23 protein-coding genes are annotated in these 24,072 nt (G+C 73.4%); 8 read left to right on the forward strand and 15 right to left on the reverse strand.

From position 1 onward, the window contains the following. Positions 1–101 precede the first annotated feature (101 nt). Complete coding sequence (locus Ae505Ps2_RS23775; protein ID WP_075306719.1) at positions 102–728, forward strand: TetR family transcriptional regulator; 627 nt, start codon at positions 102–104, stop codon at positions 726–728. Then, positions 725–1,906, forward strand: a complete 1,182-nt coding sequence (locus Ae505Ps2_RS23780) for an oxygenase MpaB family protein (RefSeq protein WP_020621854.1) — start codon at positions 725–727, stop codon at positions 1,904–1,906. Before Ae505Ps2_RS23775 ends, Ae505Ps2_RS23780 begins: the two co-directional genes overlap by 4 nt. A 61-nt stretch (positions 1,907–1,967) precedes the next feature. Here Ae505Ps2_RS23780 and pdxT read toward each other — a convergent pair whose 3' ends face one another. From pdxT to Ae505Ps2_RS23800, 4 genes are all read right to left on the reverse strand, one after another. Continuing rightward, complete coding sequence (pdxT, locus tag Ae505Ps2_RS23785) at positions 1,968–2,597, reverse strand: pyridoxal 5'-phosphate synthase glutaminase subunit PdxT (protein ID WP_020621855.1); 630 nt, start codon at positions 2,595–2,597, stop codon at positions 1,968–1,970. A 148-nt stretch (positions 2,598–2,745) separates the two neighbouring features. Then, the gene (locus Ae505Ps2_RS23790) at positions 2,746–4,152 is read right to left on the reverse strand and encodes an NAD-dependent malic enzyme (protein ID WP_020621856.1); all 1,407 of its coding nucleotides are present in this window, start codon (positions 4,150–4,152) and stop codon (positions 2,746–2,748) included. Between the two features lie 61 nt (positions 4,153–4,213). Beyond that, positions 4,214–5,488 (reverse strand): DUF4032 domain-containing protein, encoded by a 1,275-nt coding sequence (locus Ae505Ps2_RS23795; RefSeq protein WP_075306720.1) that lies wholly within the window; start codon positions 5,486–5,488, stop codon positions 4,214–4,216. Continuing rightward, a complete protein-coding gene (locus Ae505Ps2_RS23800) occupies positions 5,489–6,523 on the reverse strand; it encodes a LacI family DNA-binding transcriptional regulator (protein ID WP_139318741.1) in 1,035 nt (344 codons plus the stop codon). A 225-nt stretch (positions 6,524–6,748) separates the two neighbouring features. Here Ae505Ps2_RS23800 and Ae505Ps2_RS23805 point away from each other — a divergent pair, with 225 nt between their 5' ends. From Ae505Ps2_RS23805 to ugpC, 4 genes are read left to right on the forward strand one after another with little or no spacing between them, the layout of a single operon-like run. After that, positions 6,749–8,044, forward strand: coding sequence for an extracellular solute-binding protein (locus Ae505Ps2_RS23805; RefSeq protein WP_075554008.1), 1,296 nt, complete (start codon positions 6,749–6,751; stop codon positions 8,042–8,044). Next, the gene (locus Ae505Ps2_RS23810; RefSeq protein WP_075306723.1) at positions 8,041–9,003 is read left to right on the forward strand and encodes a sugar ABC transporter permease; all 963 of its coding nucleotides are present in this window, start codon (positions 8,041–8,043) and stop codon (positions 9,001–9,003) included. The genes Ae505Ps2_RS23805 and Ae505Ps2_RS23810 overlap by 4 nt, the downstream gene beginning before the upstream one ends. Then, positions 9,003–9,836, forward strand: coding sequence for a carbohydrate ABC transporter permease (locus Ae505Ps2_RS23815; RefSeq protein ID WP_075311884.1), 834 nt, complete (start codon positions 9,003–9,005; stop codon positions 9,834–9,836). Before Ae505Ps2_RS23810 ends, Ae505Ps2_RS23815 begins: the two co-directional genes overlap by 1 nt. Before the next feature lie 42 nt (positions 9,837–9,878). Further along, positions 9,879–11,117, forward strand: coding sequence for a sn-glycerol-3-phosphate ABC transporter ATP-binding protein UgpC (gene ugpC, locus Ae505Ps2_RS23820; RefSeq protein WP_075306724.1), 1,239 nt, complete (start codon positions 9,879–9,881; stop codon positions 11,115–11,117). A gap of 143 nt (positions 11,118–11,260) precedes the next feature. On the opposite strand, the gene Ae505Ps2_RS23825 is transcribed toward ugpC, so the two are convergent. Genes Ae505Ps2_RS23825 through Ae505Ps2_RS23835 form a run of 3 tightly spaced genes read right to left on the reverse strand, consistent with a single transcriptional unit; the run spans position 11,261 to position 13,757 of the window. Beyond that, positions 11,261–12,724 (reverse strand): DUF2867 domain-containing protein, encoded by a 1,464-nt coding sequence (locus tag Ae505Ps2_RS23825; RefSeq protein WP_075306725.1) that lies wholly within the window; start codon positions 12,722–12,724, stop codon positions 11,261–11,263. A gap of 53 nt (positions 12,725–12,777) precedes the next feature. Further along, positions 12,778–13,086, reverse strand: coding sequence for an AzlD domain-containing protein (locus tag Ae505Ps2_RS23830; protein WP_075306726.1), 309 nt, complete (start codon positions 13,084–13,086; stop codon positions 12,778–12,780). Continuing rightward, positions 13,083–13,757 carry an AzlC family ABC transporter permease gene (locus Ae505Ps2_RS23835; RefSeq protein ID WP_075554009.1) on the reverse strand — a complete coding sequence of 225 codons (675 nt, stop codon included), beginning with the start codon at positions 13,755–13,757 and terminating at the stop codon, positions 13,083–13,085. The genes Ae505Ps2_RS23830 and Ae505Ps2_RS23835 overlap by 4 nt, the downstream gene beginning before the upstream one ends. 54 nt (positions 13,758–13,811) lie before the next feature. On the opposite strand from Ae505Ps2_RS23835, the gene Ae505Ps2_RS23840 reads away from it, so the two are divergent. Then, a complete protein-coding gene (locus Ae505Ps2_RS23840; RefSeq protein WP_075306728.1) occupies positions 13,812–14,372 on the forward strand; it encodes an XRE family transcriptional regulator in 561 nt (186 codons plus the stop codon). Here Ae505Ps2_RS23840 and Ae505Ps2_RS34065 read toward each other — a convergent pair whose 3' ends face one another. The 8 genes from Ae505Ps2_RS34065 to thrS all read right to left on the reverse strand — a co-directional run bounded on the left by Ae505Ps2_RS34065 (position 14,373) and on the right by thrS (position 23,269). Then, positions 14,373–16,166 carry a glycoside hydrolase family 16 protein gene (locus tag Ae505Ps2_RS34065; protein ID WP_139320208.1) on the reverse strand — a complete coding sequence of 598 codons (1,794 nt, stop codon included), beginning with the start codon at positions 16,164–16,166 and terminating at the stop codon, positions 14,373–14,375. A 246-nt stretch (positions 16,167–16,412) separates the two neighbouring features. Further along, positions 16,413–17,330: a pyridoxal 5'-phosphate synthase lyase subunit PdxS gene (gene pdxS, locus Ae505Ps2_RS23850; RefSeq protein WP_075333495.1), complete on the reverse strand. Its 918-nt coding sequence runs from the start codon at positions 17,328–17,330 to the stop codon at positions 16,413–16,415. A gap of 16 nt (positions 17,331–17,346) precedes the next feature. Next, positions 17,347–17,934 (reverse strand): hypothetical protein, encoded by a 588-nt coding sequence (locus Ae505Ps2_RS23855; protein ID WP_075306731.1) that lies wholly within the window; start codon positions 17,932–17,934, stop codon positions 17,347–17,349. After that, positions 17,931–19,055, reverse strand: a complete 1,125-nt coding sequence (locus Ae505Ps2_RS23860; protein WP_020627808.1) for a glycosyltransferase family 4 protein — start codon at positions 19,053–19,055, stop codon at positions 17,931–17,933. Before Ae505Ps2_RS23860 ends, Ae505Ps2_RS23855 begins: the two co-directional genes overlap by 4 nt. After that, positions 19,052–19,942, reverse strand: a complete 891-nt coding sequence (locus Ae505Ps2_RS23865) for a phosphatidylinositol mannoside acyltransferase (RefSeq protein ID WP_233147561.1) — start codon at positions 19,940–19,942, stop codon at positions 19,052–19,054. The genes Ae505Ps2_RS23860 and Ae505Ps2_RS23865 overlap by 4 nt, the downstream gene beginning before the upstream one ends. Beyond that, positions 19,935–20,549, reverse strand: coding sequence for a phosphatidylinositol phosphate synthase (gene pgsA / locus Ae505Ps2_RS23870; RefSeq protein WP_020626619.1), 615 nt, complete (start codon positions 20,547–20,549; stop codon positions 19,935–19,937). The genes Ae505Ps2_RS23865 and pgsA overlap by 8 nt, the downstream gene beginning before the upstream one ends. Before the next feature lie 95 nt (positions 20,550–20,644). Beyond that, a complete protein-coding gene (locus tag Ae505Ps2_RS23875; protein ID WP_075306732.1) occupies positions 20,645–21,202 on the reverse strand; it encodes an HIT domain-containing protein in 558 nt (185 codons plus the stop codon). A 9-nt stretch (positions 21,203–21,211) separates the two neighbouring features. Further along, complete coding sequence (thrS, locus tag Ae505Ps2_RS23880) at positions 21,212–23,269, reverse strand: threonine--tRNA ligase (protein WP_075306733.1); 2,058 nt, start codon at positions 23,267–23,269, stop codon at positions 21,212–21,214. A gap of 131 nt (positions 23,270–23,400) precedes the next feature. On the opposite strand from thrS, the gene Ae505Ps2_RS23885 reads away from it, so the two are divergent. Then, on the forward strand, positions 23,401–23,772 hold the full coding sequence (locus Ae505Ps2_RS23885) for a nuclear transport factor 2 family protein (protein ID WP_233147562.1): 372 nt from the start codon (positions 23,401–23,403) through the stop codon (positions 23,770–23,772). Positions 23,773–24,072: the final 300 nt, after the last annotated feature.

Here is a 24,072-nt window from a genome sequence, read left to right on the forward strand (position 1 = left end):
ACGGCGCTCCCCCGGGTGCACCTGGGGCAACCCCCACCCCGGGGGCCCGGTGACGGAACCGAGTTGCCCCTCGCCCATCAATTCGTACTACCGTACAGATTGTGGACGGACGACACACCCGCAGCGCACGGACCCGCGCCGCGCTGCTCGACGCCGCCATCGAGATCATCTGCACCGACGGCGTCGCCGCGGTGACCCAGCGCGCCGTGGCCGCCAAGGCCGGGACGTCCCTCGCCTCGACGACCTACCACTTCCGCACCGCCGACGACCTGCTCGTCGCCGCGTTCGAGGCGACCAGCTCCCGGACCATCGCCGACATGCGCCGGACCGCGCGCGAGGCCGTCGAACGCGGGGCCGGGATCGTCGACGCGGCCATGGCCGTCGTGGCCCGCGCCCCCTACGGCGACCGACTGCCACCGGACGGGGTCGTCCAGCTGACCCTCAGCGCGATCCACAACCCGCGGCTGCGCCCGATGGCCGAGGCGTTCGTCGAGGAGCTGGCCGCGCTGTTCGCCCCGCTGACCGCGTCCCGCGACACCGCACGCACCCTCGCCCGCTCGCTGTCCGGGCTGATCCTGCACGAGATGGCGCGTGGCGCCGACGCACCCACCGCGACCATGCGCGCCGACGTCACACGGCTCTTCGCCGCGTTCGGCGTTCCCGACCACCCGACGCCCGGTCGGCCACCGGCCGACCCGCCACACCACGAGGACCAGGAGCCACGATGACCGTCACCGCCGCATGGCCGACCGCCCGGTCGAGCCGGACCGCCGTACTCGCCCAGTTCGGCGAGACCCGCGCCGACCTGATGCAGTGGGCCCTGACCACCGGCGATCCGCTCGCCGACGCCGTCGTCGACGAGATGCACGCGCTCGGGACGGCGACGGCGCGACCGCTGCTCAACCGCGGGATCGAGCACGGCCTCGACGCACTCGACGACCCGCCGCCCGCCCTCGCCGCGCTGCTGCGGCAGACCGAGACCCCGCCCGACTACGTCGACGACGAGCTGCTCGACGAGTTCCCTCGCCCCTGGTTCAGCTCGCCCACCCCGGTCCACATCCTCTCGCTCAGCGCGGGCGCCCTCGTCCGCGTGTACGAGTCACCGTCGATCGCGAAGGTCCTGTCCACCACCGGCCGCCTCGTCGACCGCGCCGACAAGCGGCTCTCCGAGACCGGGGCCTGGCTGACCCAGGCGATGCTGCCCGGCAACCTGCGCCGCGGGCGGCCCGGCTACGTCGCGACCCTGAACGTCCGCATGCTGCACGCCCACATGCGCAGGCTCGCACTCGACCGCGGGTACGACAGCACCGCCGACGGCGTCCCCATCAACCAGGTGGACCTCGGGCGGACCTGGATGGACTTCACCCTGACCTCCTTCGTCGCGGAGGAACGGTTCGGGTTCGACCTCACCGGACGCGAGCTCGACGGCCTCTACCGCTACTGGTGGTACATCGGACACCTGCTCGGGATCGATGCCCGGCTCGTCGAGGGGATCACCAGCCACGACGCGGCCCGCCGGATCGACGACGTCCTGCAGACCGTCACCGGGCCCGTGTCCGACGACTCCGCGCGTCTCGCCGCCGCGACCCTCGACTCGATCTCGGTGCTGCTCCGGGGCCTGCTCGGAGTCCCGCCGCGGCTGTCCCGGCCCGCACTCGACGCGATCACCCGCCGCATCCACGGCCCGGCGATGAGCCAGGACCTGCAGATCCGGCACGCTCCGGTCGCCGACGCCCTGCTGACCCCCGCCGTCGCCGGGTTCCGCCGTGCCCGGACCGTGCGCCGACGCTCCCCCGAGCGGTGGCACGCGGGCATCGACTCCACCGTGGCCGCGGAACGCCGGCGGACCGCCGAACCCGGCGAGCCCACCGCCTACCAGCGCGGCGCCACCGGCTCGACCGACTGACCCGCCGCGGCGCCACCCGGTGGTGGCCGCGCCGAACCACCCCGTGGCGGCCCGCACCGCATCAACCGGTGGCGGCCCGCACCATGTCGACGAACAGTGCGTGCACCCGCCGGTCCCCGGTCAGCTCCGGGTGGAACGAGGTGGCGAGCACCGGGCCCTGCCGCACCGCGACCGCGCGGCCCGAGGCCTCACCGGCATCGGCACCGGTGCTGGTGACGGCGGGGACGGTGGCGAGCACCTCGACCTCGCCGCCGGTCTTCTCCACCCACGGGGCCCGGATGAACACCGCGTGCACCGGATCACCGGTGAGCCCGGTGAACTCCAGGTCGGTCTCGAAGGAGTCGACCTGCCGGCCGAACGCGTTGCGCCGCACGACGACGTCGAGCCCGCCGAGCTGGTGCTGATCGGGCCGCCCGTCCAGGATCTCCTCGGCCAGCAGGATCATGCCGGCGCACGAGCCGTAGGCGGGCAGTCCCTCACGCAGCCGGGCACGCAGCGGCTCCAGCAGCTCGAAGGTGTCGAGCAGCTTCGACATGGTCGTCGACTCACCGCCGGGCAGGACGATGCCGTCCACCGCGGCCAGCTCGGACGCACGGCGGACCGGCACGGCCTCGGCACCCGCCCCGGTCAGCGCCGCCACGTGCTCGCGGACGTTGCCCTGCAGGGCCAGCACACCGATCCTCACCGCCATGCCGACCAGCGTAGACCCGCCCGACCTGCGGCAACCGCCCGTCCGGGGGTGAGCCGCGGCACCGTACGGCGACCTCCCCGTCGAACGCGGCCCGGCGTCCGCGCCGGTGCCCGCGCCGACCGGGGTGGTCGCCCGCCGCAGGGCCGGGTCAGCCCGCCTCGACCTCGCCGCGCTTGGCCTGCTTCGTGGCGGCGTTGCGGAGCGCCTCGGCGACGGCCGGGGCCACGCTCTGGTCGAACACGCTCGGCACGATGAACGACGGGTTCGGCTCGGCGACGACGTCGGCGATCGCCGCGGAGGCCGCGAGCATCATCTCGTCGGTGATGTCGTGGGCCTGCGCGTCGAGCAGGCCGCGGAACACGCCGGGGAAGGCGAGCACGTTGTTGATCTGGTTCGGGTAGTCCGACCGCCCGGTCGCGACGACGGCGGCGTGGCGCATCGCCAGCGTCGGGTCGACCTCGGGGTCCGGGTTGGCCAGCGCGAACACGATCGCGTCGTCGTTCATCGACCGCAGCTCGGTCTCGCCGAACAGGTTCGGCGCGCTGACCCCGATGAAGACGTCGGCCCCGACGAGCGCGTCGGCCAGCGTGCCCTGCTTGCCGTCCTTGTTGGTCTGCGCGGCGATCGAGGCGAGGTTGTCGTCCATCCCCTCGCGTCCGGTGTGGACGATGCCGTCCACGTCGACGGCGACGACGTCGGCGGTCTCCTCCGACCCGAGCAGCCGGATGATCGCCGAGCCGGCCGCACCGACCCCGCAGACGACCACGCGGACGTCGGAGAACTTCTTGCCGACCACGCGCAGCGCGTTGCGCAGCGCGCCGAGGACGACGACGGCGGTGCCGTGCTGGTCGTCGTGGAAGACCGGGATGTCGAGCAGCTCGCGCAGCCGGCGCTCGATCTCGAAGCAGCGCGGCGCCGCGATGTCCTCCAGGTTGATGCCGCCGTAGCCCGGCGCGATCAGCTGGACGGTGCGGATGATCTCCTCGGTGTCCTGGGTGTCGAGGCAGACCGGCCACGCGTCGACGTTGGCGAACTGCTTGAACAGCGCCGCCTTGCCCTCCATGACCGGCATCGCCGCGGCGGCGCCGATGTTGCCCAGGCCGAGCACCGCGGACCCGTCGGTGACGACGGCGACGGTGTTGCGCTTGATCGTCAGACGGCGGGCGTCGGACGGGTTCTCCGCGATCGCCATCGACACCCGCGCGACGCCCGGGGTGTAGGCGCGCGACAGGTCGTCACGGGTGCGGAGGTTCACCTTGGAGCGGACCTCGATCTTGCCGCCGAGGTGGAGCAGGAAGGTCCGGTCCGAGACCTTGCGGACCGAGAAGCCCTCGAGCTGCTCGATGGCGGCCTTGATCTCCTCGACGTGCTCGGTGTTGCGGGCGTTGACCGAGATGTCGACGACGAGACTCTCGGTGCGCGCCTCGACGACGTCGAAGGCGGTGACGACGCCGCCGACCTGGCCGACGGCGGCGGTGAGGTCACCGGCCGAGGTCGGGTTGGCGGGGGCGTCGACGCGTGCGGTGATGGCGTAACCGGGACCGGGAATGGACACGGCCCCGAACAGTACCGCCAGGCGTGTGGTTACCGGGGCGTCAACGATGTGACGACGCACGTCACCGGTCGTCGGGCTCCTCCGCGGGGATCCGCGGCAGCGGCCCGGTGGGCGCGTCGGCGACGGCCATCTTCGCCGCCGAGTCGGTCGGGGCACCGGCCCCGAGCGCCGCGAGTGCCGCCTCGTTGCCGACGTCGGCACCGGCCCGTTCGGACAGCAGCCAGCGCACCTCCAGCAGGTCGCAGTAGGCCTGCACCGGATCCCCGGCACCGCCGAGCGCGGCGTGCGCGCGGGCCGAGCCGGGCTCGAGACAGTGGTCGATCCAGCTGCGTGCGGCCGCGCGGTCCGAGACCGGCTGACCGGTGCGCCGCTGCATCCAGTCGCGGTGCGCGTTGAGGTCGCCGAGCAGGATCCGGGCCTGGCCCTCCCCCACCTCGACGCCGGTCAGCCTGCGCAGCGTCGCGGAGTGGTAGTTCCGGTCACCGACGGCGATGTGCAGCCGGGACCGGCCGTCGCCGACCGGCAGCAGGGAGACCTCGTCCACGGCGAAGCCCAGGTCGTTGAGCTCACGGATGGCACCCTCGACGCGGTAGCGGTCGCCGAAGGCGAAGACCGGCGAGGCGTGCAGGGCGTCCCACAGCTCCCGGTAGCGCTCGGGCAGCGCGGTGGCCTCGTCGATCAGCTGCGGGATCATCTCCGGCGGCCGCTCCAGCGAGGTCGCCAGGTCGATCATCCCGGCGGCGACGTTCTCGACCAGGATCGTCACGTCGTGCTCGCGCTGACCGTCGGACAGGCCGTCCGGGTGCACCTCGCTGGTCTCGGCGTCGACGAGGAAGGCCTGCAGGGTCTGCCCGTCGCGGGTGAGCAGGGTGTTGTTCAGCGAGCAGTCGCCCCAGAACACGCCGTGCCGGTGCAGCTCGACCAGCAGCGAGATCATCGCGTCGAACAGCCGGGCGCGGTGCCGCGGCCGGTTCGGGGGGAGCCGCAGGAACAGCCTGCGGTACTGCCAGGACCCGCTCAGGTACCGGGTCACCAGGATCGCGGTCTCGTGCGCCGGCTGGTTCACCAGCCCGGCCGGGCGGACCGCGGGCAGACACTGGTGCCCGAGCCGGCGCAGCACGTCGTACTCGCGACGGGCGATCCGCTCGGGCATGTCCTTGAGCGCCCACAGTGCACCGTCGGCCTCGACGAACCGGACGAGGTGCCGGCTGGGACCGACCTCCATGTCGCGCAAAGGGACCCGCGTCTCGTCCCAGTCCTCCAGCGGCTCGTTCCACGGCAGGGCGATCAGCTCGGGGCCGGGTGCCCGCAGCACGAGCTCCGGTGAGGCATCCATTCAGGACACTCCCCGGGCGCCGCGGGCCGGTGGGGCGGTGGAGCCGCGGATGACCAGCCGGGTCGGCAGGGTGGCGAGCGGGTCGACCGGGTCGCCGGCCAGCGTCGCCAGCGCCATCCGGGCCGCGACGGCGCCCTGCTCGGCCGCCGGCTGGGCCACGGTGGACAGATCGGTCAGCGCGGCCAGGGGATGGTCGTCGATGCCGATGACCGACACGTCGCCGGGCACCGCGAGCCCGGCCCGACGCAGCGTCCCGACGGCACCGAGGGCGACCTCGTCGGTGTGGGCGTAGACCGCCGTCGGGGGGTCGGACAGCCCGAGCAGCTCGCCCATCGCGCGCGCCCCGCCCTCCGGGCTCCACGGCACGCGGACCGTCAGCGCGGGGTCGTACCCGACGCCGGCGTCGGCGAGCGCGGCCCGGTAGGCGGCGGCCCGCCCCGCGGGCTGGCCCGGGTCCAGCTCCGGGTCGGTGGTGACGATCATCCCGATCATCCCGATCCTCCGGTGTCCGAGGTGGAGCAGGTGGTCGACGGCCTGGCGGCCGGCGACGCGCTCGTCGATCGACACCGACGGATGGTGCCCGATCCGGGTCCCCGCCGACACGATCCCGACACCGATCCGCTCCAGCCGGGCACGCTCGGCGTCGTCGACGCCGAACCCGAGCAGCACGACGGCGTCGGCGCGGCGCCGGGCGGGCAGCTCGGCGAAGAACGCGCGCCGGGCCGCGGCGTCGCCGAGGTGGTACAGTAGCAGGTCGCGCCCGGCCTCGCGCAGCACCTCGGACAGCCCCTCCAGCGCGGCCCCGAACCACCACCGGGACAGGTGCGGGACGACGACGGCGATCCGCCCCGTGGTGCCCCGCGCGAGCCCGGCGGCGTCCGGGCTGACCACGTACTCCAGGGCGCGCGCGGCCTCCCACACCCGGGCACGGGTGGCCGCGGCGACGTGGGGGTGATCGCTGAGCGCACGTGACGCGGTGGCCGGTGAGACCTTGGCCAGCCGGGCCACGTCCGCCAGGTTGACCGGCTCGGGCACGACACATGTATGCCGAAAGCTGGAAGCGATTGCAAGAGCGGATGTTATCCGTCCGCGCTGGACCAGCGCCTGTTGATCAGTAAGGATCGTCGCCTACCAGCGCGGGCGCTGTGAGCCTTGACACTCCCGAGTGAAGGGCTCACAGTCTCGGCTGGAAACGCTTCCAGCGACGCCGACGTGCGTCGGGACAGCAGCGGTATCGAACACGGGAGTTCGGAGTTGACCATGCGTCGCACACGGTGGAGGAGGACGCTGGCCGCCGGTGCGGCCGCCGTCGCCCTCGCCCTGCTGGCGGGCTGCGGAGGCGCACCCGCGGGCCCGCCGGTCCTCAACTGGTACATCAACCCCGACGACGGCGGGCAGGCCGAGATCGCCCAGCGTTGTTCGGCGGCGTCGAACGGCGAGTACTCGATCGCGGTGTCGGTGCTGCCGCGCCAGTCCGCGGAGCAGCGCCAACAGCTGATCCGCCGGCTCGCGGCGAACGACAGCTCGATCGACATCATGTCCATCGACCCGCCCTACATCCCCGAGTTCGCCGAGGCGAAGTTCCTCGCCCCTGTTCCCGAGGACGTCGCCCGGCGGACCACAGCGGGGATCGTGAACTCCGCGAAGGAGGGCGCGAGCTGGAACGGCAGGCTGGTCACGGTGCCGTTCTGGGCCAACACCCAGCTGCTCTGGTACCGCAAGTCCCAGGTCGCCGGCACCGGGCTGGACATGTCGAAGCCGGTCACGTGGGACCAGGTCGTGGCGGCCGCACGGTCGAAGAACTCGATCATCGCCGCGCAGGGCATCCGGGCCGAGTCGCTGACCGTCTGGCTGAACGCGCTGGTGGAGGGCGGCGGCGGCCAGATCATCACCAACGCCTCGCCGCAGGACCCGGAGGGTGTGCAGCTCGGGCTGGACTCCCCCGCCGCGACGAAGGCCGCGGAGATCATGAAGGCCGTCTCCGCCGTCGGCGGTCCCGGGTTCTCGACCAACTCCGAGGACGAGAACTCCAACGCCTTCCAGGCCGGTGAGGCGATGTTCCAGGTGAACTGGCCGTTCGTCTGGGGCAAGGTCAACAGCGCGGTCGAGGCGGGTACCGTCCTGCAGTCCACACCGGACGACTTCGGCGCGGCGCTCTACCCGCAGACCGAGGCCGGCAGGCCCTCGTCGCCGCCCTACGGCGGCATCAACCTCGGCGTCGGCGCGTTCAGCAACCACGTCGACCTGGCCTACAAGGCCACCGAGTGCATCGTCTCGACCGAGAACCAGAAGCAGTACTTCCTCACCAACGGCAACCCGGCCGCCCGGATCTCGGTGTTCACCGACCCGGACGTGGTGGAGAAGTTCCCGATGGCCCCGGTGATCGCCCAGTCGCTGCAGCAGGCCAAGCCGCGCCCGCAGACCCCGTACTACAGCGAGGTCTCCGAGTCGATCCAGCGCACCTACCACCCGACCGCGGGCATCGACCCGCCGACCGTCGGTCCCGCGACCGCCGCGCTGATCAAGGCGGTCCTGGCCAAGGAGGAGCTCCTGTGACGACGACGGAGTCGACGACGGCGCGCCCCGCCGCGGGGGCGGCGCCCGCCCCGCGCGGTGGCAGCGACCGGGCCCGTGCCGAGCAGAAGCTCGGCTGGTACCTGGCCGGGCCGGCGTTCGCCGTGATGTTGCTGGTGACGGCCTACCCGATCGTCCAGGCCGTCTACTACTCGCTGTTCGACTACCGGCTGACCGACCCGGAGAACATCTCGTTCGTCGGCCTGAAGAACTACGCGGTCATCCTCACCGACTCGATCTGGTGGACCTCGTTCGGCGTCACGGTGTTCATCACCGTGGTCACCGTCGCGGTCGAGCTGGTGCTGGGCTTCCTGCTGGCGCTGGTGATGATGAACGCGCTCAAGGCGATCCGGCCGGTCCTGCGCGCGGCGATCCTGATCCCGTACGCCGTCATCACGGTCGTGTCGGCGTTCTCCTGGCAGTACGCGTTCTCCCTGGACTCGGGCTTCGTCAACTCCTGGTTCGACTGGCTGCCCGGGGTCTCGGCGGACACCGACTGGTTCGGCTCGACCGGCTCGTCGCTGTTCGTGATCTGCCTGGCCGAGATCTGGAAGACCACCCCGTTCATCTCGCTGCTGCTGCTCGCGGGTCTGGCCCAGGTGCCCGACGTGCTGCAGGAGGCCGCCCGCGTCGACGGCGCGACCTGGTGGCAGCGGATGTGGAAGGTGACGCTGCCGAACATGAAGGCGGCGATCATGGTCGCCCTGCTGTTCCGGACCCTGGACGCCTTCCGCGTGTTCGACTCGGTGTTCGTCATGACGGCGGGGGCGAACAACACCGAGACGGTGTCGTTCCTGGCCTACCGCCAGACCATCGCCCGGGTCGAGATCGGGCTCGGCTCCGCGGTGTCGGTCCTGCTGTTCCTGTCCGTCGTGATCATCTGCGTCGGCTTCATCAAGGGGTTCAAGGTCGACCTGTCCCAGGCCCGAGGGGAGAAGTGATGTCCACCCGCGAGCGAGTCCTCTGGATCGTGGCCGGCATCGCGATCGTCGTCTACGCCCTGTTCCCGGTGGGCTGGATCGTGTTGCTGTCGCTGAAGTCGAGCGAAGACATCGCCAACAAGCAGTTCCTGCCGACGTCGGTGTCGTGGAGCAACTACGAACAGATCCTCGTCGGCGACGCGGCCGAGCTGTTCCTGCCCGCGCTGCGCAACTCCTTCGGCATCTGCATCATCGCGACGTTCCTGGCGTGCGTGCTGTCGATGTTCGCCGCCTACGCGATCGCCCGGCTCGATTTCCGGGGCAAGAAGCTGATCCTGTCCACCGCGCTGGCGGTGGCGATCTTCCCGGTCATCTCGATCGTGACGCCGCTGTTCAACCTGTGGCGCCAGATCGGGCTCTACGACACCTGGCCCGGCCTGATCATCCCCTACCTGTCGCTGACCCTGCCGCTGTCGATCTGGACCATGTCGGCGTTCTTCCGCGAGATCCCGTGGGAGATGGAGCAGGCCGCCCAGGTCGACGGCGCCACCACCTGGCAGGCGTTCCGCAAGGTGATCGTCCCGCTGGCGACGCCCGGGGTGTTCACCACCGCGATCCTGGCGTTCTTCATCGCCTGGAACGACTTCGCCTACGGCATCTCGCTGACCTCGACCGGCGCGTCCCGCCCGGTCCCGGCCGCGCTGGGCCTGTTCTCCGGAGCGTCGCAGTTCGAGTCGCCCAACGGCCCGATCGCCGCCGCCGCGGTGATCGTGACCATCCCCGTCGTCGTGCTCGTCCTGATCTTCCAGCGGCGCATCGTCGCCGGTCTGACCAACGGCGCCGTCAAGGGCTGACACGCCCTGCCGCTCCGCAACACGGAAAGGAACCGACCGGCCATGGCGTCGATCGAGATGAAGAACATCGTCAAGAAGTACGGGGACGGCTTCCCGGCCGTGAACGACGTGAGCATGGACATCGCCGACGGCGAGTTCATGATCCTCGTCGGCCCGTCCGGCTGCGGGAAGTCGACGCTGCTGCGGATGATCGTCGGCCTGGAGGACATCACCTCCGGCGACATGATCATCGCCGGCAACCGGGTCAACGACAAGGCCCCGCGGGACCGCAACCTGTCGATGGTGTTCCAGAACTACGCGCTCTACCCGCACCTGTCGGTCTTCGAGAACATCGCGTTCCCGCTGCGCCTGGCCAAGGCACCCGAGGACGAGGTCAGGCAGAAGGTCGACGCCGCGGCGAAGGTCCTGGAGCTGCAGGAGCACCTGCAGCGCAAGCCCGCGAACCTGTCCGGAGGTCAGCGCCAGCGGGTCGCGATGGGCCGCGCCATCGTCCGTGACGCCGACGCGTTCCTGTTCGACGAGCCGCTGTCCAACCTGGACGCGAAGCTGCGCGGGCAGATGCGCACCGAGATCGCCCGGCTGCAGCGCCGCCTCGGCATCACCACGGTCTACGTCACCCACGACCAGACCGAGGCGATGACCCTCGGCGACCGCGTCTGCGTGCTGCGCAAGGGCGTCATCCAGCAGGTCGCCTCGCCCCGCGAGCTCTACGAGCAGCCGGTCAACCTGTTCGTCGCCGGGTTCATCGGGTCGCCGCCGATGAACTTCCTGCCCGCGACGCTCTCCGGGAGCACGCTGGAGACGCCGTTCGGTCCGATCGAGCTCGACACCGCGCGCGCCGAGAAGATCGCCGGTCGCGACCTGGTACTGGTGGGGATCCGCCCGGAGTACTTCGAGGACGCCTCCCTGGTCGACGAGGCGAAGAAGCACGTCGGGTCCACCTTCACCGCGAAGGTCGACGTGACCGAGTGGCTGGGCGACTCGCAGTACGCCTACATCCCCTACGAGGCCCCGGCCGAGGTGGAGACCAAGCTGAAGGAGCTGTCGCGCGAGCTCGATGCCGACCAGCTGCGTACCCAGGCGATCGTGTCGATCGACTCGACCAGCCGGATCCGGGAGGGCCGCGACGCCGAGTTCTGGCTGGACGCGCGGAAGATCCACGTGTTCGACCCGGAGTCGGGCGAGAACCTCACCCGCGACCCCGACGCCGGCGCCGAGCTGACCCGGATCGCGGCCGAGGACCGCGCCGAGCAGGTGGCGCAGGCCCGCGGCCAGGGCTGACGCGCCGCGTGGTGCCGCACCCGTGCGGGTGCGGCACCGCGGGCGGCGCTGTCCACGCGTCCCTGCGCCCGCCTCGCGCATCCCGGCAGCCGCCTCCCGGGCGCAGCAGCACCCCACACGTCGGAGCTGCGGGGGCGTGGGAGTCAGAGGGCGCGGACCTCGCGCCGGTAGCGGGTCTCGGCGACCCCGGCCAGGGTCCGGGCCATCACCGCGAACACGAAACGCTGCGAGGGGTAGGCCGCCAGCCACCCCAGCCGCCCGGCCATCCCGCGCGGGGCGAACCGCAGGGTCTGGGTGTAGCGGCTGGTCAGCCGGTCGGTCGGGGTGACGGCGAGCTCCAGCCGGGCGTCGCCGGGCAGCCGGTCGGCGGCCCGCAGCACCAGCCGGTGCCCCGGCTCGACCGCCTCGACGATCCAGCGGTCCAGGGGCTCCCCCGGGACGAGCCGGGCCGGGCCGTCGCCCTGCCGCCGCGGGACCACGCCGGGCCCGCCGGCCAGGACGTCGAGGTGGCCGGTCAGCGTCGCGACCCCCGGGACGGTGTACCAGCCGTGCGGGCCGCCGAGCGTCTCGATCACCGACCAGACGGCGTGGGCGGGGGCGGCCACGTCGCGGGTGTCGGTCGTCGACCACTCCAGCGGGCCGGTGCCGGGCGGGTCGGACGGCCCCGGTCCGGCCGCGCCGACGCCGTCGAGGGCACGGCGGACCGCGGTGCGGTACGGGGTCCGTCCGCCGGGCGGGGTGCCGATGAGCGCGTCGAGGGCCGCGAGGTCGTCGGGGTCGGCCACCAGCTCGTGGCGCATCGACTCGACCAGAGGCTCGGCCAGGCCCCGGCCGACCGGGGTGAGCGCGGCGACGGCGCGGGCAGTGAGCCGCGGCGCGGACAGCGGGACGGGCACTGGGAACGGCCGCAGCAGCCCGGCCTCGGCGGCGAACTCGCTCATCAGGGAGCGGTAGGTGTGCACGTCGGGGCCGCCGACGTCGAACGCCCGGTCCACCTCGGCGGGCAGGTCGAGGCAGCCGACGATGTCGTACAGCACGTCGTCGACGGCGATCGGCTGGATCCGGTTCCACGCCCGGTCGGGCAGCGGCAGGAGCAGGGGACCGCCCATCGCCGTCTCGGTGAGGTGGCGGATCATCTCGAAGCTGGCCGAGCCGGTCCCGACGACGATCCCGGCACGCAGCACCGCGGTCGGCACCGGACCGGCGAGCAGGATGTCACCGACCTCCCGGCGCGAGGACAGGTGCTGCGACACCCGCCGGGTGCCGGCCGCGGGCTGCAGCCCGCCCAGGTAGACGATGCGACGCACACCGGCCGCGGCGGCCCCGTCGGCCAGCGCGTGCGCGGCGGCGCGGTCGCGTGCGGCGTAGCCGGGGCCGTCCATCGCGTGCACCAGGTGGACGACGGCGTCGACGCCCTCGCAGGCCCGGCGCACGTCGGCCGCGTCCTGGGCGTCGCCGCGGGCGACGTCGACCCGGTCGCCCCACGGGTGCGCGGCGAGCTTGGCCGGGGTGCGGGCGAGCACCCGCACGTCGTGGCCGGCGTCGAGCAGGCATGGGACGAGCCGGGACCCGACGTAGCCGGTGGCACCGAGGACGAGCACGAGCATGGGGTGATCCTCGCGGTCCCCGGCGCGGGGCGCGCGCCGGGGTGACGACCGGCTCAGCCGATCCCGGCCAGGCGCAGCCCGGCCGTCGTCGCCGCGGCGAGGACGACGACCAGCACGAACGGCATCCGCAGCAGCAGCGCACCCGCGGCCACGGCCACCCCGGCCGGGCGGGCCCAGCCGGCGAACCCGGCCCCCTCGAACCATGTTCCGGTGGCGACGAGCGCGACGAGCAGCCCGGCCGCCCCCAGCTCGACGAGGCGGACGGTGCGCGGTGACAGGGCGACCCGGTCGTGCAGGACGAGCGGCAGCAGCCGCATGAGGTAGGTCCCGCCGGCGAGGACGAGCAGGGCGGCGACGGTCACGACTGCTCCTCCGTCCGTCCGGCGGCGGTGACGCCGAGCAGGCCGGCCAGCACGGGCAGCCCCGCCGGAAGGAACGGTGCACAGGCCAGCGAGACCGCTGCCGCGGCGGCACCGACCCGGCGGGCGTCGACCCGGCGCAGCATCGGGACGAGCATCGCCAGCATCGCGGCGGGGAAGGCCGCGTCCAGGCCGAACGCGCCCGGGTCCGGCACGCTCGCGCCGAGCACGAGACCGGCCGCGGTGCCGGGCTGCCAGCACAGGTACTTCACGACGCCGAGGATCCGGAACGCACGCCACCCCCTCCCGGGGACGTCGGTGCGGGCCAGCACGAACGCTGTCGACTCGTCGGTGACGACGTGGGCCGCGGGCAGCCGCGCCCAGCCCCCACCCAGGTGGCGGGCCAGCGCCAGGCCGAACGGCAGGTGCCGCAGGTTGAGCACCAGCCCCGCGGCGACGGCGGCCCACATGCCTCCGCCGGCGGCGAGCACCCCGGTGACGAGGAGCTGGGCGCCGCCCTCGAACACCAGCAGCGACATCGCCATCGTCATGGCCGGGGACAGCCCGGCGGCCGGCGCGAGCGCGCCGAAGGACACCCCGACGACGGCGACGGCCACCGAGATGGTGAGCGCACCGCGGACGTCCCCGCGGGTCGTTCGCTGTATCGAACGCATGCCCGATACAGTGAACAACACCGCCTGTGTTCGTCAAGTCGAACGAGGAGAACGATGAACCGAACGCCTGAGCCGCCGCTCGCGACGATCGCGGCGGCCATCCGCCGGGAGCGCGAACGCCTCGGGATCTCCTCGGCCGAGTTGGCCCGGCGCGCGGGGATCGCGAAGTCGACGCTGTCGCAGCTGGAGGCGGGCACCGGGAACCCGAGCGTCGAGACGCTGTGGGCGATCGCCGTGGTCGCGGGGGTGCCGTTCAGCGCCCTGGTGGAGCCGCCGTCGTCGCCGCTGCGGGTGGTGCGCTTCGCCGACCGTCCCGCGATCCGGTCGGAGGAGGCCGCGTACACCGGCGCACTGCTGTCGCGCTGTCCGCCGGGCGCTCGCCGCGACCTGCACCTCATCACCTGCGAACCCGGGCCGGCGCGGACGGCCGACGCCCACTCCCCCGGCACCGTCGAGCACCTGGTGGTGTCCACGGGCCGGTGGAGCGTCGGGCCGGACGACGAGCAGGTCGAGCTCGACCCGGGTGACCACGTCACCTTCCCCGCCGACCGGCCGCACAGTTACCGGGCGCTCACCCCCGGGGCCACCGCGGTGCTGGTGATGGAGTACCGCTGATCAGGTGCCGCTCGCGCCGCGGGTCGCCGAGCCGGGCTCGGGGTCCGGACCGCCCTCGGTGATGCGGTGCAGCAGTCCGTCGAGGAGCCCCTCGTCGTTGCCGCCCGAACCGCCCGAGCCCCCCTCGCCCTTCTCCGACTCGGGCAGCGCGTACTGACGGACCCAGTCGACCTGCATCTCCGAGGGCTTCACGTCGCCGCCGCCCTTGGGGAACCAGTCGAGCTGGATGGTCAGGTGCATCGGCCCGGGAGGCAGGATCGAGGTGTCGTCGGTGTGCCACCACTGCTTGCCGTCGACGAAGGCGGTCACGCCCTTCGGCGTCCACTCGACCGCCCAGTTGTGCCACTGGGTCGCGTCGATGTCGACCGAGCCCTGGACCTGGGAGTTGTCCTCTCCGTAGTGCAGGAACAGGTTGGTCTTCTGCCGGGTGTGGTCGGTCATCTCCATGAAGTCGATCTCGCCGCCGACCGGGAAGTTCTCCGCGGTCGGCCAGAGCAGCAGCAACGCGTTGTACGACGGGTCCGACGCGGGCGCCCGCACCCGGCCCTCCCAGCGGCCGTACTTCTGGCTGCTGTCGGACCAGGCCATGCCGCCGGTGGTGCCGTCGGCGTCGCCGTCGATGGTGAGCACACCGTCCTTCACCGAGATCGCCGACGGGGAACGGGTCCCCTTGCCGGCGTGGCCGGGGCCGTCGTAGGGGCTCCAGCCCGTGAGGGCGTCGCCGTTGAAGTCGTCGACCTTGGTGGGCTCGCCCCAGCCGTGCTCGACGGCGGCGCTGGTCGCCGCACCCGGATAGGACGGGACCGCCGGGGCCGCAGGGCCTGCCGGGGCCGCGCCTGCGGCGCAGTCCGCGGGGGCCGGGGTCGCGCCGGGGGCCGAGGTGTCGGTCGGGGTGGCCGTGGCGCCGCCGGGCGCCGCGCCCGGGGTCGCGGTCGCCGAGGTCGTGTCCGAGGGTGAGCCCTGCTCTCCGCCCTGCTCTCCGCCGGATCCGGCCTGGTCACTCTGGTCGCCCTGGTCGCCGGCCGAACCGCCCTGGCCGTCGCCCGAGGTCGTGTCGTGGCCCGAGGTCGGGTCGGAGCCCTTGTCGTCTCCGGGGCTCTTGTCGTCTCCGGCGCTCTTGTCGTCTCCGGCGCCCTTCTCGTCTCCGGCGCCCTTGCCGCTGCCGGAGCCGCCGCCGGACCCCTGGTCGGCTCCGTGGTCGCCGCCGGAGCCGGAGTCGCCACCGGAGCCCGTGGCGCCGTCCGATCCGTGGTCCCCGCCGGAACCCTGGTCGCCGCCGGAGCCGGAGTCGCTGCCCGGGGACGTCGTACCGCCCGGGGATGTGTCGTCGCCGGGCCCCGTGTCGCCGGAGCCGGAGTCGCCCGTGCCCGAGGTCGTGTTGCCGGAGTCCCCACCGGAACCCGACCCCTGGTCTCCGCCGGAGCCCGAACCCGAGCCGGAGCCGGAGCCGGAGCCACGGTCACCACCCGAGCCGGACCCCGCATCGCTCCCCGAGCCACCCGACCCCGACGATCCCCCGTCGCCACCGGAGCCGCTCCCGGACGCACCGTCTCCCCCGGGCTCGGCCGTCCCGGGGGTGGCGGAGGCGCCGGGCTTCCCCGACCCGGCACCTCCGTCACCGCCGGTGGCCGGACCACCCGAACCGGCTCCCCCGCCCGGGGTGGCGCCCGTCGTGGGGCAGTCCGCGGTCGTCGTCGCAACCGCTCGACCGTCTCCGGTGTCCGCGAACGCCGCGGCCGGAAAACTGATCAACATCGCGGCGGCGATCGCCACGACCCTCACAGAGTGTCCCATCAGGCTCCTCCGTAACAGTGGTCTCCTGATCCACATCGCACGTTAGATGCCACAGCGTCACCACGAGCCCCTCTGTCACCACATCGAGTAGGCAACCCCTCCACCGAGCGACCGCGGAACGTGTCCGGAACGGACGACCCACGCGTCCGAGGGACCGATCGGGTCACCGGACCGTGGTCCCCGGAACGACGAGAGCCCCGTCCGGCGGCGTGCCGGACGGGGCTCTCGGGGCGGAGCGGGGGGTGCTTACCAGCCGCGAGCGGCGTAACGCTGCTCGTCGGGGATGTCGGCGATGTTGATGCCCACCATCGCCTCACCGAGACCGCGGGAGACCTTCGCGATCATCTCGGGGTCGTCGTGGAAGGTCGTGGCCTTCACGATCGCCGACGCGCGCTGCGCCGGGTCCCCGGACTTGAAGATGCCGGAACCGACGAACACACCCTCGGCGCCGAGCTGCATCATCATCGCGGCGTCGGCCGGGGTCGCGATGCCGCCGGCGGTGAACAGCACGACCGGCAGCTTCCCGGTGCGGGCCACCTCGGCGACCAGCTCGACCGGGGCGCGCAGCTCCTTGGCCGCGATGTAGAGCTCGGCGGCGTCGAGCGAGGCGAGCCGGCCGATCTCGGCGCGGATCGAGCGCATGTGCCGGGTCGCCTCGACGACGTTGCCGGTGCCGGCCTCGCCCTTCGAGCGGATCATCGCCGCGCCCTCGGAGATGCGGCGCAGGGCCTCGCCGAGGTTGGTGGCGCCGCAGACGAAGGGGGCGGTGAAGCTCCACTTGTCGATGTGGTGCGCCTCGTCGGCCGGGGTCAGCACCTCGGACTCGTCGATGTAGTCCACACCCAGGGACTGCAGGACCTGGGCCTCGACGAAGTGGCCGATGCGGGCCTTCGCCATGACCGGGATGGACACGGCCTCGACGATGCCGGTGATCATGTCCGGGTCCGACATGCGGGCCACGCCGCCGTTGGCGCGGATGTCGGCCGGGACGCGCTCGAGGGCCATGACGGCGACGGCCCCGGCGTCCTCGGCGATCTTGGCCTGATCCGGGGTGACGACGTCCATGATCACGCCGCCCTTCAGCATCTCGGCCATCCCGCGCTTCACCCGCGCGGTGCCGTGCTGCGGACCGGCGGTGTCGGGGGTGTTCTCAGCTGCGGACACGGGTGATCGGAGCTCCTCACATGACGGTCGGACTGCGTCGCGATTCTACGTGAGGTCGCGCAGGTGAACGCGGCGGTTCCGGATCGGCGATCTCGAAGTACACCGGCTCCGGTGCGGTCCCGTACAACCGCAGCATCCGGACCAGCCGCCGGGACCGCAACGCACGGGTGTCGCGGACGGCGTCGTTGTGCACCCGGCGGGCCAGCACGACCAGCGCCTCCGCCTCGGCGAGGTCGCCGCAGGGCGCGGGCTCCCCCGGTCCCCGCCGGACGGCGGCGAGCTGCCTGGTCAGGGCGTTCTCCGCGGCCTCGCGGGCGGCGCGGCTCCCGGCCGGGTCGCGGCCGTCCGGCGCCGGGGCGGGCAGCGCACGCGCGGCGACGGCGGCCCGGCGCAGGTCCGGTGGCGCGGCGGGACCGAGCGCGCCGGCGACGGCGAGCGCGACCCGGGCCCTGGCGTCCAGCGCCGCGGCCAGCCCGGCGCGGGCGGCGTCGACCCGCACGTGCAGCCGGTGCAGGCGTCGGACCCGTGTCACGCACCACAGGGTGAGAGCCGCCACCAGCAGTGCCGCGAGGACCGCCGTCCCGGCGACGACGGCGGTGCTCACCGTGCGCCCCCGCGCACCAGCGGTCGCGGTGCGGCGGCGATCGCGGCCCGGTACACGCGCAGCACGTCCCCGGCGACGACCGGCCAGTCGTAGCGCTGCACCCGTTCCCGACCGGCGGCGGCGAGCCGGGCCCGGGCGGTGTCGTCGTCGAGCAGGCCGGACAGCGCGGCGGCCAGGGCGGCGTCGTCGCCGGGCGGGAACAGGGCGCCGGCGCGGCCGTCGTCGAGGACGGCGCGGAAGGACTCGAGGTCCGCGGCCAGCACCGGGGTGCCCGCGGCCATCGCCTCGGTCAGCACCATCCCGAAGCTCTCCCCGCCGCGGTGCGGTGCGCAGAACACCGCGACCGAGCGCAGCGCGGCGGCCTTGGTCTCCTCGTCGACCGGACCGAGCAGGTCGATCCGCTCGGCCAGCCCGGGCCCCGCGGTGCGCAGCAGCCGGTCGCCGTCGCCGCGGCCGACGACGAGCAGCCGCACGTCCGGCCGGTCGGCGACGACCCGGCGCAGCGCGTCCAGCAGCACCGGCATGCCCTTGCGGGGCTCGTCGAAGCGGCCGACGTAGCCGACCCGCACCGCGGGCGGCAGGTCCAGCGCCGGTCCGTGGGCGAACCGGGCGACGTCGACGCCGTTGGGGATCTCGGTGGCGTCCCCGCCCAGGTGCTCGACCTGCACCCGGCGCGCGGTCGCCGACACCGCGATCCGCGCCGTCACCCGTTCCAGCAGGGGTCGCGCCATGGGTCCGAACGCCGCGAGCGCCCGGGATCGCTCGGTGGAGGTGTGGAAGGTCGCGACGACCGGCCCGCGGGCGTCGAGCAGCGCCAGCGCCGACACCGACGGGGTCGTCGGCTCGTGCACGTGCAGCACGTCGAAGTCGTGCGTGGCGAGCCAGCGCCGGGTGCGATGGCGGGTCATCGGGCCGAACGCGACGCGGGCGACGGAGCCGTTGTAGGGGACGCCGACGGCCCGTCCGGCCGGGGTGACGAACTCCGGCGCCGTGCCGGTCGCCGGGGCCAGGACCTCGACCGTGTGCCCGAGCCCGCGCAGCGCGGCGGCGAGGTCCAGGACGTGGCGCTGCACTCCCCCGGCGACGTCGAGGGAGTACGGGCAGACGATCCCGATCCTCATCCCGCACCGACCGGTTGGAGCATGTGCCAGTCCCACGGGCGGCGGGCGATCATGTCGCCGAAGGCGTCGGCGAGGCGCTGGACGGCGTCGGGACCGGGCGGGACAGGCGCTCCGACCTCGACGCCCCAGGCGTCGTCGGTGAAGTAGGGGTAGGCCGGGTGCAGGGCGGCACCGGTGAGCCGGGCCAGCCGGGCCGGGCCGGACGGCAGCCGGGCGGGCCCCCCGAGGAAGGTCACCTCGGTGCCGGTGCCGGACAGGTCGCGGTCGGCGACCAGGCAGACCACGCCGCCGCGGCGCAGCCGCCCGGTCAGCGCCCGGTGCGCCGTGCGGGGGTCGTCGGCGGTCACGACCTCGAACCCGAGCCCGGACCGGTAGGCGAGGAACCGGCGGAACAACGGCTCCGGGCGCAGCCGTTGCACGACGGTGGTCAGCGCCGGTTCGAGCCCGAGCCGGTCGAGCTCGCGCAGCAGATAGAGCCCGGCCAGGTCCCAGTTGCCGGCGTGCGGGAGGGCGAACACGACCCCGCGCCCGGACCGGACGGCCGCGAGTGCGTCGGCGACGCCGTGGGCGTGCGGCGCCATCGCGGCGTGCACCGCGGCGGGGTCGAGCCCGGGTAGCGCGAACGCCTCCCGCCAGTAGCGGGCGTAGCTGCGCATCCCGGCGGCGACCAGCGCGTCGAGCTCGGCGAGGGTCGCGTCGGGGCGGACCCGGCGCAGGTTGTGCCGCAGCCGCCGCACCCCCGGGCCGTCGCGGCGCACCGCGAGCGCGGCGCCCGCGTCGAACACCCGCTCCACCACACCCGCGGGCAGCCGCCCCGCAACCGTCCAGCCCGCCGCGTACCCGGCGGCGCCGAGCGCGGCAGCCGTGCGTTCCCGCAGGTCAGGCACGGGGGGCCTCGCGGGAGCTCCGCCGTACCGCCAGGATCCGCTGGCCGAGGGTCACCGCCGTCCCGAGCGCCAGCACGACGAGGGTGACGGTCAGCGCCCACGGCACCCCGACGCCGGACAGGAACGCCCCGACCAGGCCGAGGATGAGCCGTTCGGCGCGTTCGACGAGACCGCCCTCGGCGGTGAGCCCGACGGACTCGGCGCGGGCCTTGACGTAGGACACGATCTGGCCGCCGACCAGCGCCACCAGCGCGGCGGCACCGGCGAGGGGCTCGGCCCCGCCGGTCAACGCCCACCAGGCGAGCCCGGCGAACAGGGCACCGTCGACGATCCGGTCGCAGGTGGAGTCGAGCACCGCCCCGAACGGGGTGCCGTGCCCCCGCGCGCGGGCCATCGCGCCGTCGATCAGGTCGGTGAGCACGAACAGGGTGACCAGCACCGCGCCGAGCGCCAGCCACCCGGTGGGCAGGAACGCCAGCGAACAGACCACGGCCCCGACGGTGCCGAGCACCGTGACGGTGTCCGGGCTGACACCGCGGTCGATCAGGGCTCGTCCGACGGGGTCGGTGAGCCGGTTGACGTGCGCGCGGGCGAACAGGTTCAGCATCGGCGGCTGCGTGCTCCCGTGCAGGACGGCAACGGTGGGGGGACCCTCCCAGCCTAGTCCGACACCGGATCCGCCCGCCGCAGGTGCGGCCGGAGTCAGCGGCGTGGCGGTTCCCACGCCTGGGCCAGCTGGTCGCGGGTCTCGGCGAGCAGCTGCGGGATGACCTTGGTCTGCCCGACGACGGCGATGAAGTTCGCGTCCCCACCCCACCGCGGGACGACGTGCTGGTGCAGGTGCTCGGCCAGCGACCCGCCCGCGACGTGGCCCAGGTTCAGCCCCACGTTGAACGCGTGCGGCGCCGCGACCTTCTTCATGGTCACGACGGCCTGCCGGGTGAACGCCATCAGCTCACCGGCCTCGGAGTCGGTGAGGTCCTCCAGGTCCGCGACGTGCCGGTAGGGCAGCACCATCAGGTGCCCCGGGTTGTACGGGTGCAGGTTCAGCAGCGCGAACACCTCGTCGCCGCGGGCGACGACGAGGTTGTCCGCGTCCGGGTCCGCCGACTCGCCCAGGGTCTCCCCCCGGGCGATCCGGCAGAACGGGCAGCCGGTGTCTCCGGCACCCTGGATGTAGGCGAGCCGGTGCGGGGTCCACAGCCGGGCGAAGCCGTCGGGCGTCCCGGTCCCCTCCTGCGGGACCCACTCCTGCTCCATGCGCCGATCCTAGGCGCCGGCCGGGAAGCTCTCCGCGGTCGGCGAGGTGTTCGTGCGCGAGCGCACCCACTCGATGATGGAGGCGACCGCCTGCTCGACCGGCACCGCGTTGGTCTGCGAGCCGTCGCGGAACCGGAAGCTGACCGCACCGGCCTCGACGTCGCGTCCGCCGACGAGCAGCAGGAACGGCACCTTCGCCAGGGTGTGGGTGCGGATCTTCTTCTGCATGCGGTCGTCACCGGAGTCGACGTCGACCCGGATGCCGGCGGCGCGCAGCCGGGCGGCGACGTCGCGGACGTAGTCGTCCTGGGCCTCGGTGACCGGGATCCCCACGACCTGGACGGGCGCCAGCCACGCCGGGAAGGCGCCGGCGTAGTGCTCGGTGAGCACGCCGAAGAAGCGCTCGATCGACCCGAACAACGCGCGGTGGATCATGACCGGGCGCTGCCGGGAGCCGTCGGAGGCGGTGTACTCCAGCTCGAAGCGGTCCGGCAGCATCAGGTCGACCTGGATGGTCGACATCTGCCAGTAGCGGCCGATCGCGTCACGGGCCTGCACCGAGATCTTCGGGGCGTAGAACGCGGCGCCGCCCGGGTCGTCGCGCAGCTCCAGACCGAAGCTCTCGGCGGCGTCGCGCAGCGCCTGGGTGGCCTCGGCCCACGACTCGTCGGACCCGATGGACTTCTCCGGGTTGCGGGTGGAGAGCTCCAGGTAGAAGTCGTCGAGGCCGTAGTCGCGCAGCAGGTCGAGCACGAACTGCAGCAGGCTGCGGATCTCGCCCTGCATCTGCTCGCGGGTGCAGTAGATGTGCGCGTCGTCCTGGGTGAAGCCGCGGGCCCGGGTCAGGCCGTGCACGACACCGGACTTCTCGTAGCGGTAGACGGTGCCGAACTCGAACAGCCGCAGCGGCAGCTCGCGGTAGGACCGCCCGCGCGAGGCGAAGATCAGGTTGTGCATCGGGCAGTTCATCGGCTTGAGGTAGTAGTCCACCGCGGGCCGCTTGAGCTCGCCGTCGGCGGTGTACTCCGCGTCGAGCTGCATGGGCGGGTACATGCCCTCGGCGTACCACTCCAGGTGCCCGGACTTCTGGAACAGCGCGCCCTTGGTCGCGTGCGGGGTGTAGACGAACTCGTAGCCCGCCTCGGCGTGCCGCTCGCGCGAGAGGTCCTCCAGCTCCTTGCGGACGACCCCGCCCTTGGGGTGGAAGACGGGCAGGCCGGACCCGATCTCGTCGGGGAAGCTGAACAGGTCCAGCTCGCTGCCCAGGCGGCGGTGGTCGCGGCGCTCGGCCTCGGCGATGCGCTCCAGGTAGGCGTCGTGCGCCTCCTGGGACTCCCACGCGGTGCCGTAGATCCGCTGGAGCTGGGCGTTGGCCTGGTCGCCCCGCCAGTACGCGGCGGCCGAGCGGGTCAGCGAGAACGCCGGGATGTACTTGGTGGTCGGCAGGTGCGGGCCGCGGCAGAGGTCCGACCAGACGGTCGCGCCGGTGTGGGCGTGCACGTTGTCGTAGACGGTGAGCTCGCCGGAGGAGTCGACCTCCATGACCTCGCCGTCGGAGTCGGCACCGCCCTTGAGGTCGATCAGCTCCAGCTTGTACGGCTGGTCGGCGAGCTCGGCGCGGGCCTCGTCGCGGGAGGCGTAGCGGCGGCGCTCGAAGCGCTGGCCGGACTTGACGATCTTCTTCATCGCCGACTCGATCTTCTTCAGATCCTCGGGGGTGAAGGGGGTGTCGACGTCGAAGTCGTAGTAGAAGCCGTCGGTGACCGGCGGGCCGATGCCCAGCTTCGCCTTCGGGAACAGCTGCTGGACGGCCTGTGCGAGCACGTGCGCCGCCGAGTGCCGGATGACGCTGCGCCCCTCCTCGGTGTTCGCCGGGACCGGCACGACCTCGGCGTCGGCCTCGGGGGCCCAGGCCAGGTCGCGCAGGACGCCCTCGGCGTCGCGCACGACGACGATCGCCTCGGGACCGCTAGTCGGCAGCCCGCCCTCCCGGACGCGCCCACCGGCCGTCGTCCCGGCCGGCACCCGGATCGGGGCGGACGCTGGCGGGGCGGACAGTGCGGACACGGGGGTGCCTCCTGCGGTGGTGCGAACGGATGGACCTCCGATGCTAGTCGGGGGGCGCGAACCGGTTTCGACCGCGGGGAACACGGGCGCCGGGTGGCCCCGGACCGGGGCGCCCGGGGATGATCGCGGACGTGAACGACGCCGCCGCCCGCTTCCGGGCCGCGATCGAGGCCGGAGACCTCGACGCGGCCGTCGCCCTCTGCCGCGACGACGTCGAGTTCCGCTCGCCCGTCGTGCACCGCCCCTACCGGGGCCGGGAGGCGTTGCGCCCCATCCTCGGCGCGGTGTTCACCGTCTTCGGCGGGTTCCGCTACGTCGCCGAGTACTCCGGCGACGACGGCCACGTGCTCGAGTTCACCGCGACCGTCGGGGAGCGCGAGGTGCAGGGGGTCGACGTGCTGCGCACCGACGACGAGGGCCGCATCCGCGAGCTGACCGTGCTCGTAAGGCCGCTGTCGGCCGCGGTCGCACTGCGCGACCGCATGGGCCCGCTGCTGTCCTGACCCTGCCCGTCGCCGCAGGTCGGGGGCGGGGTTGCCGCCGCCCGGCGACCGACGACGGCCGGTCGTCCCGCCGGATGCGGCCGTCCGGCCGTCCGGCCCCGGCTCGCTCGCGCGTCGTCGCACACAACCGGCCGTTGCTCGATGCAGTGATCGCCTCGCCTGTGCAGCCCTTCGGCCGCGGGCACGATGGTCCACATGCCGCACCATGATCGGGCGATCCGGTCACGGAGCGCGCCATCACCCCGCTGACGTGCCGACATTCGAGTGACGTCGATCAGGTGGGCACAACGCCGCCCTCCG

Source organism: Pseudonocardia sp. Ae505_Ps2, assembly GCF_001932425.1.
Classification (GTDB): Bacteria; Actinomycetota; Actinomycetes; order Mycobacteriales; family Pseudonocardiaceae; genus Pseudonocardia.

What these genes read in the sequence shown, in the direction of transcription:
- Ae505Ps2_RS23835 (WP_075554009.1), bottom strand. Translation starts at nt 13,757, where the DNA reads ATGCGTTCGATACAGCGAACGACCCGCGGGGACGTCCGCGGTGCGCTC.
- Ae505Ps2_RS23860 (WP_020627808.1), bottom strand. Translation starts at nt 19,055, where the DNA reads ATGAGGATCGGGATCGTCTGCCCGTACTCCCTCGACGTCGCCGGGGGA.
- Ae505Ps2_RS23795 (WP_075306720.1), bottom strand. Translation starts at nt 5,488, where the DNA reads ATGGATGCCTCACCGGAGCTCGTGCTGCGGGCACCCGGCCCCGAGCTG.
- ugpC (WP_075306724.1), top strand. Translation starts at nt 9,879, where the DNA reads ATGGCGTCGATCGAGATGAAGAACATCGTCAAGAAGTACGGGGACGGC.
- Ae505Ps2_RS23840 (WP_075306728.1), top strand. Translation starts at nt 13,812, where the DNA reads ATGAACCGAACGCCTGAGCCGCCGCTCGCGACGATCGCGGCGGCCATC.
- pdxT (WP_020621855.1), bottom strand. Translation starts at nt 2,597, where the DNA reads ATGGCGGTGAGGATCGGTGTGCTGGCCCTGCAGGGCAACGTCCGCGAG.
- Ae505Ps2_RS34065 (WP_139320208.1), bottom strand. Translation starts at nt 16,166, where the DNA reads ATGGGACACTCTGTGAGGGTCGTGGCGATCGCCGCCGCGATGTTGATC.
- Ae505Ps2_RS23805 (WP_075554008.1), top strand. Translation starts at nt 6,749, where the DNA reads ATGCGTCGCACACGGTGGAGGAGGACGCTGGCCGCCGGTGCGGCCGCC.
- Ae505Ps2_RS23815 (WP_075311884.1), top strand. Translation starts at nt 9,003, where the DNA reads ATGTCCACCCGCGAGCGAGTCCTCTGGATCGTGGCCGGCATCGCGATC.
- pgsA (WP_020626619.1), bottom strand. Translation starts at nt 20,549, where the DNA reads ATGCTGAACCTGTTCGCCCGCGCGCACGTCAACCGGCTCACCGACCCC.
- Ae505Ps2_RS23780 (WP_020621854.1), top strand. Translation starts at nt 725, where the DNA reads ATGACCGTCACCGCCGCATGGCCGACCGCCCGGTCGAGCCGGACCGCC.
- Ae505Ps2_RS23875 (WP_075306732.1), bottom strand. Translation starts at nt 21,202, where the DNA reads ATGGAGCAGGAGTGGGTCCCGCAGGAGGGGACCGGGACGCCCGACGGC.
- Ae505Ps2_RS23825 (WP_075306725.1), bottom strand. Translation starts at nt 12,724, where the DNA reads ATGCTCGTGCTCGTCCTCGGTGCCACCGGCTACGTCGGGTCCCGGCTC.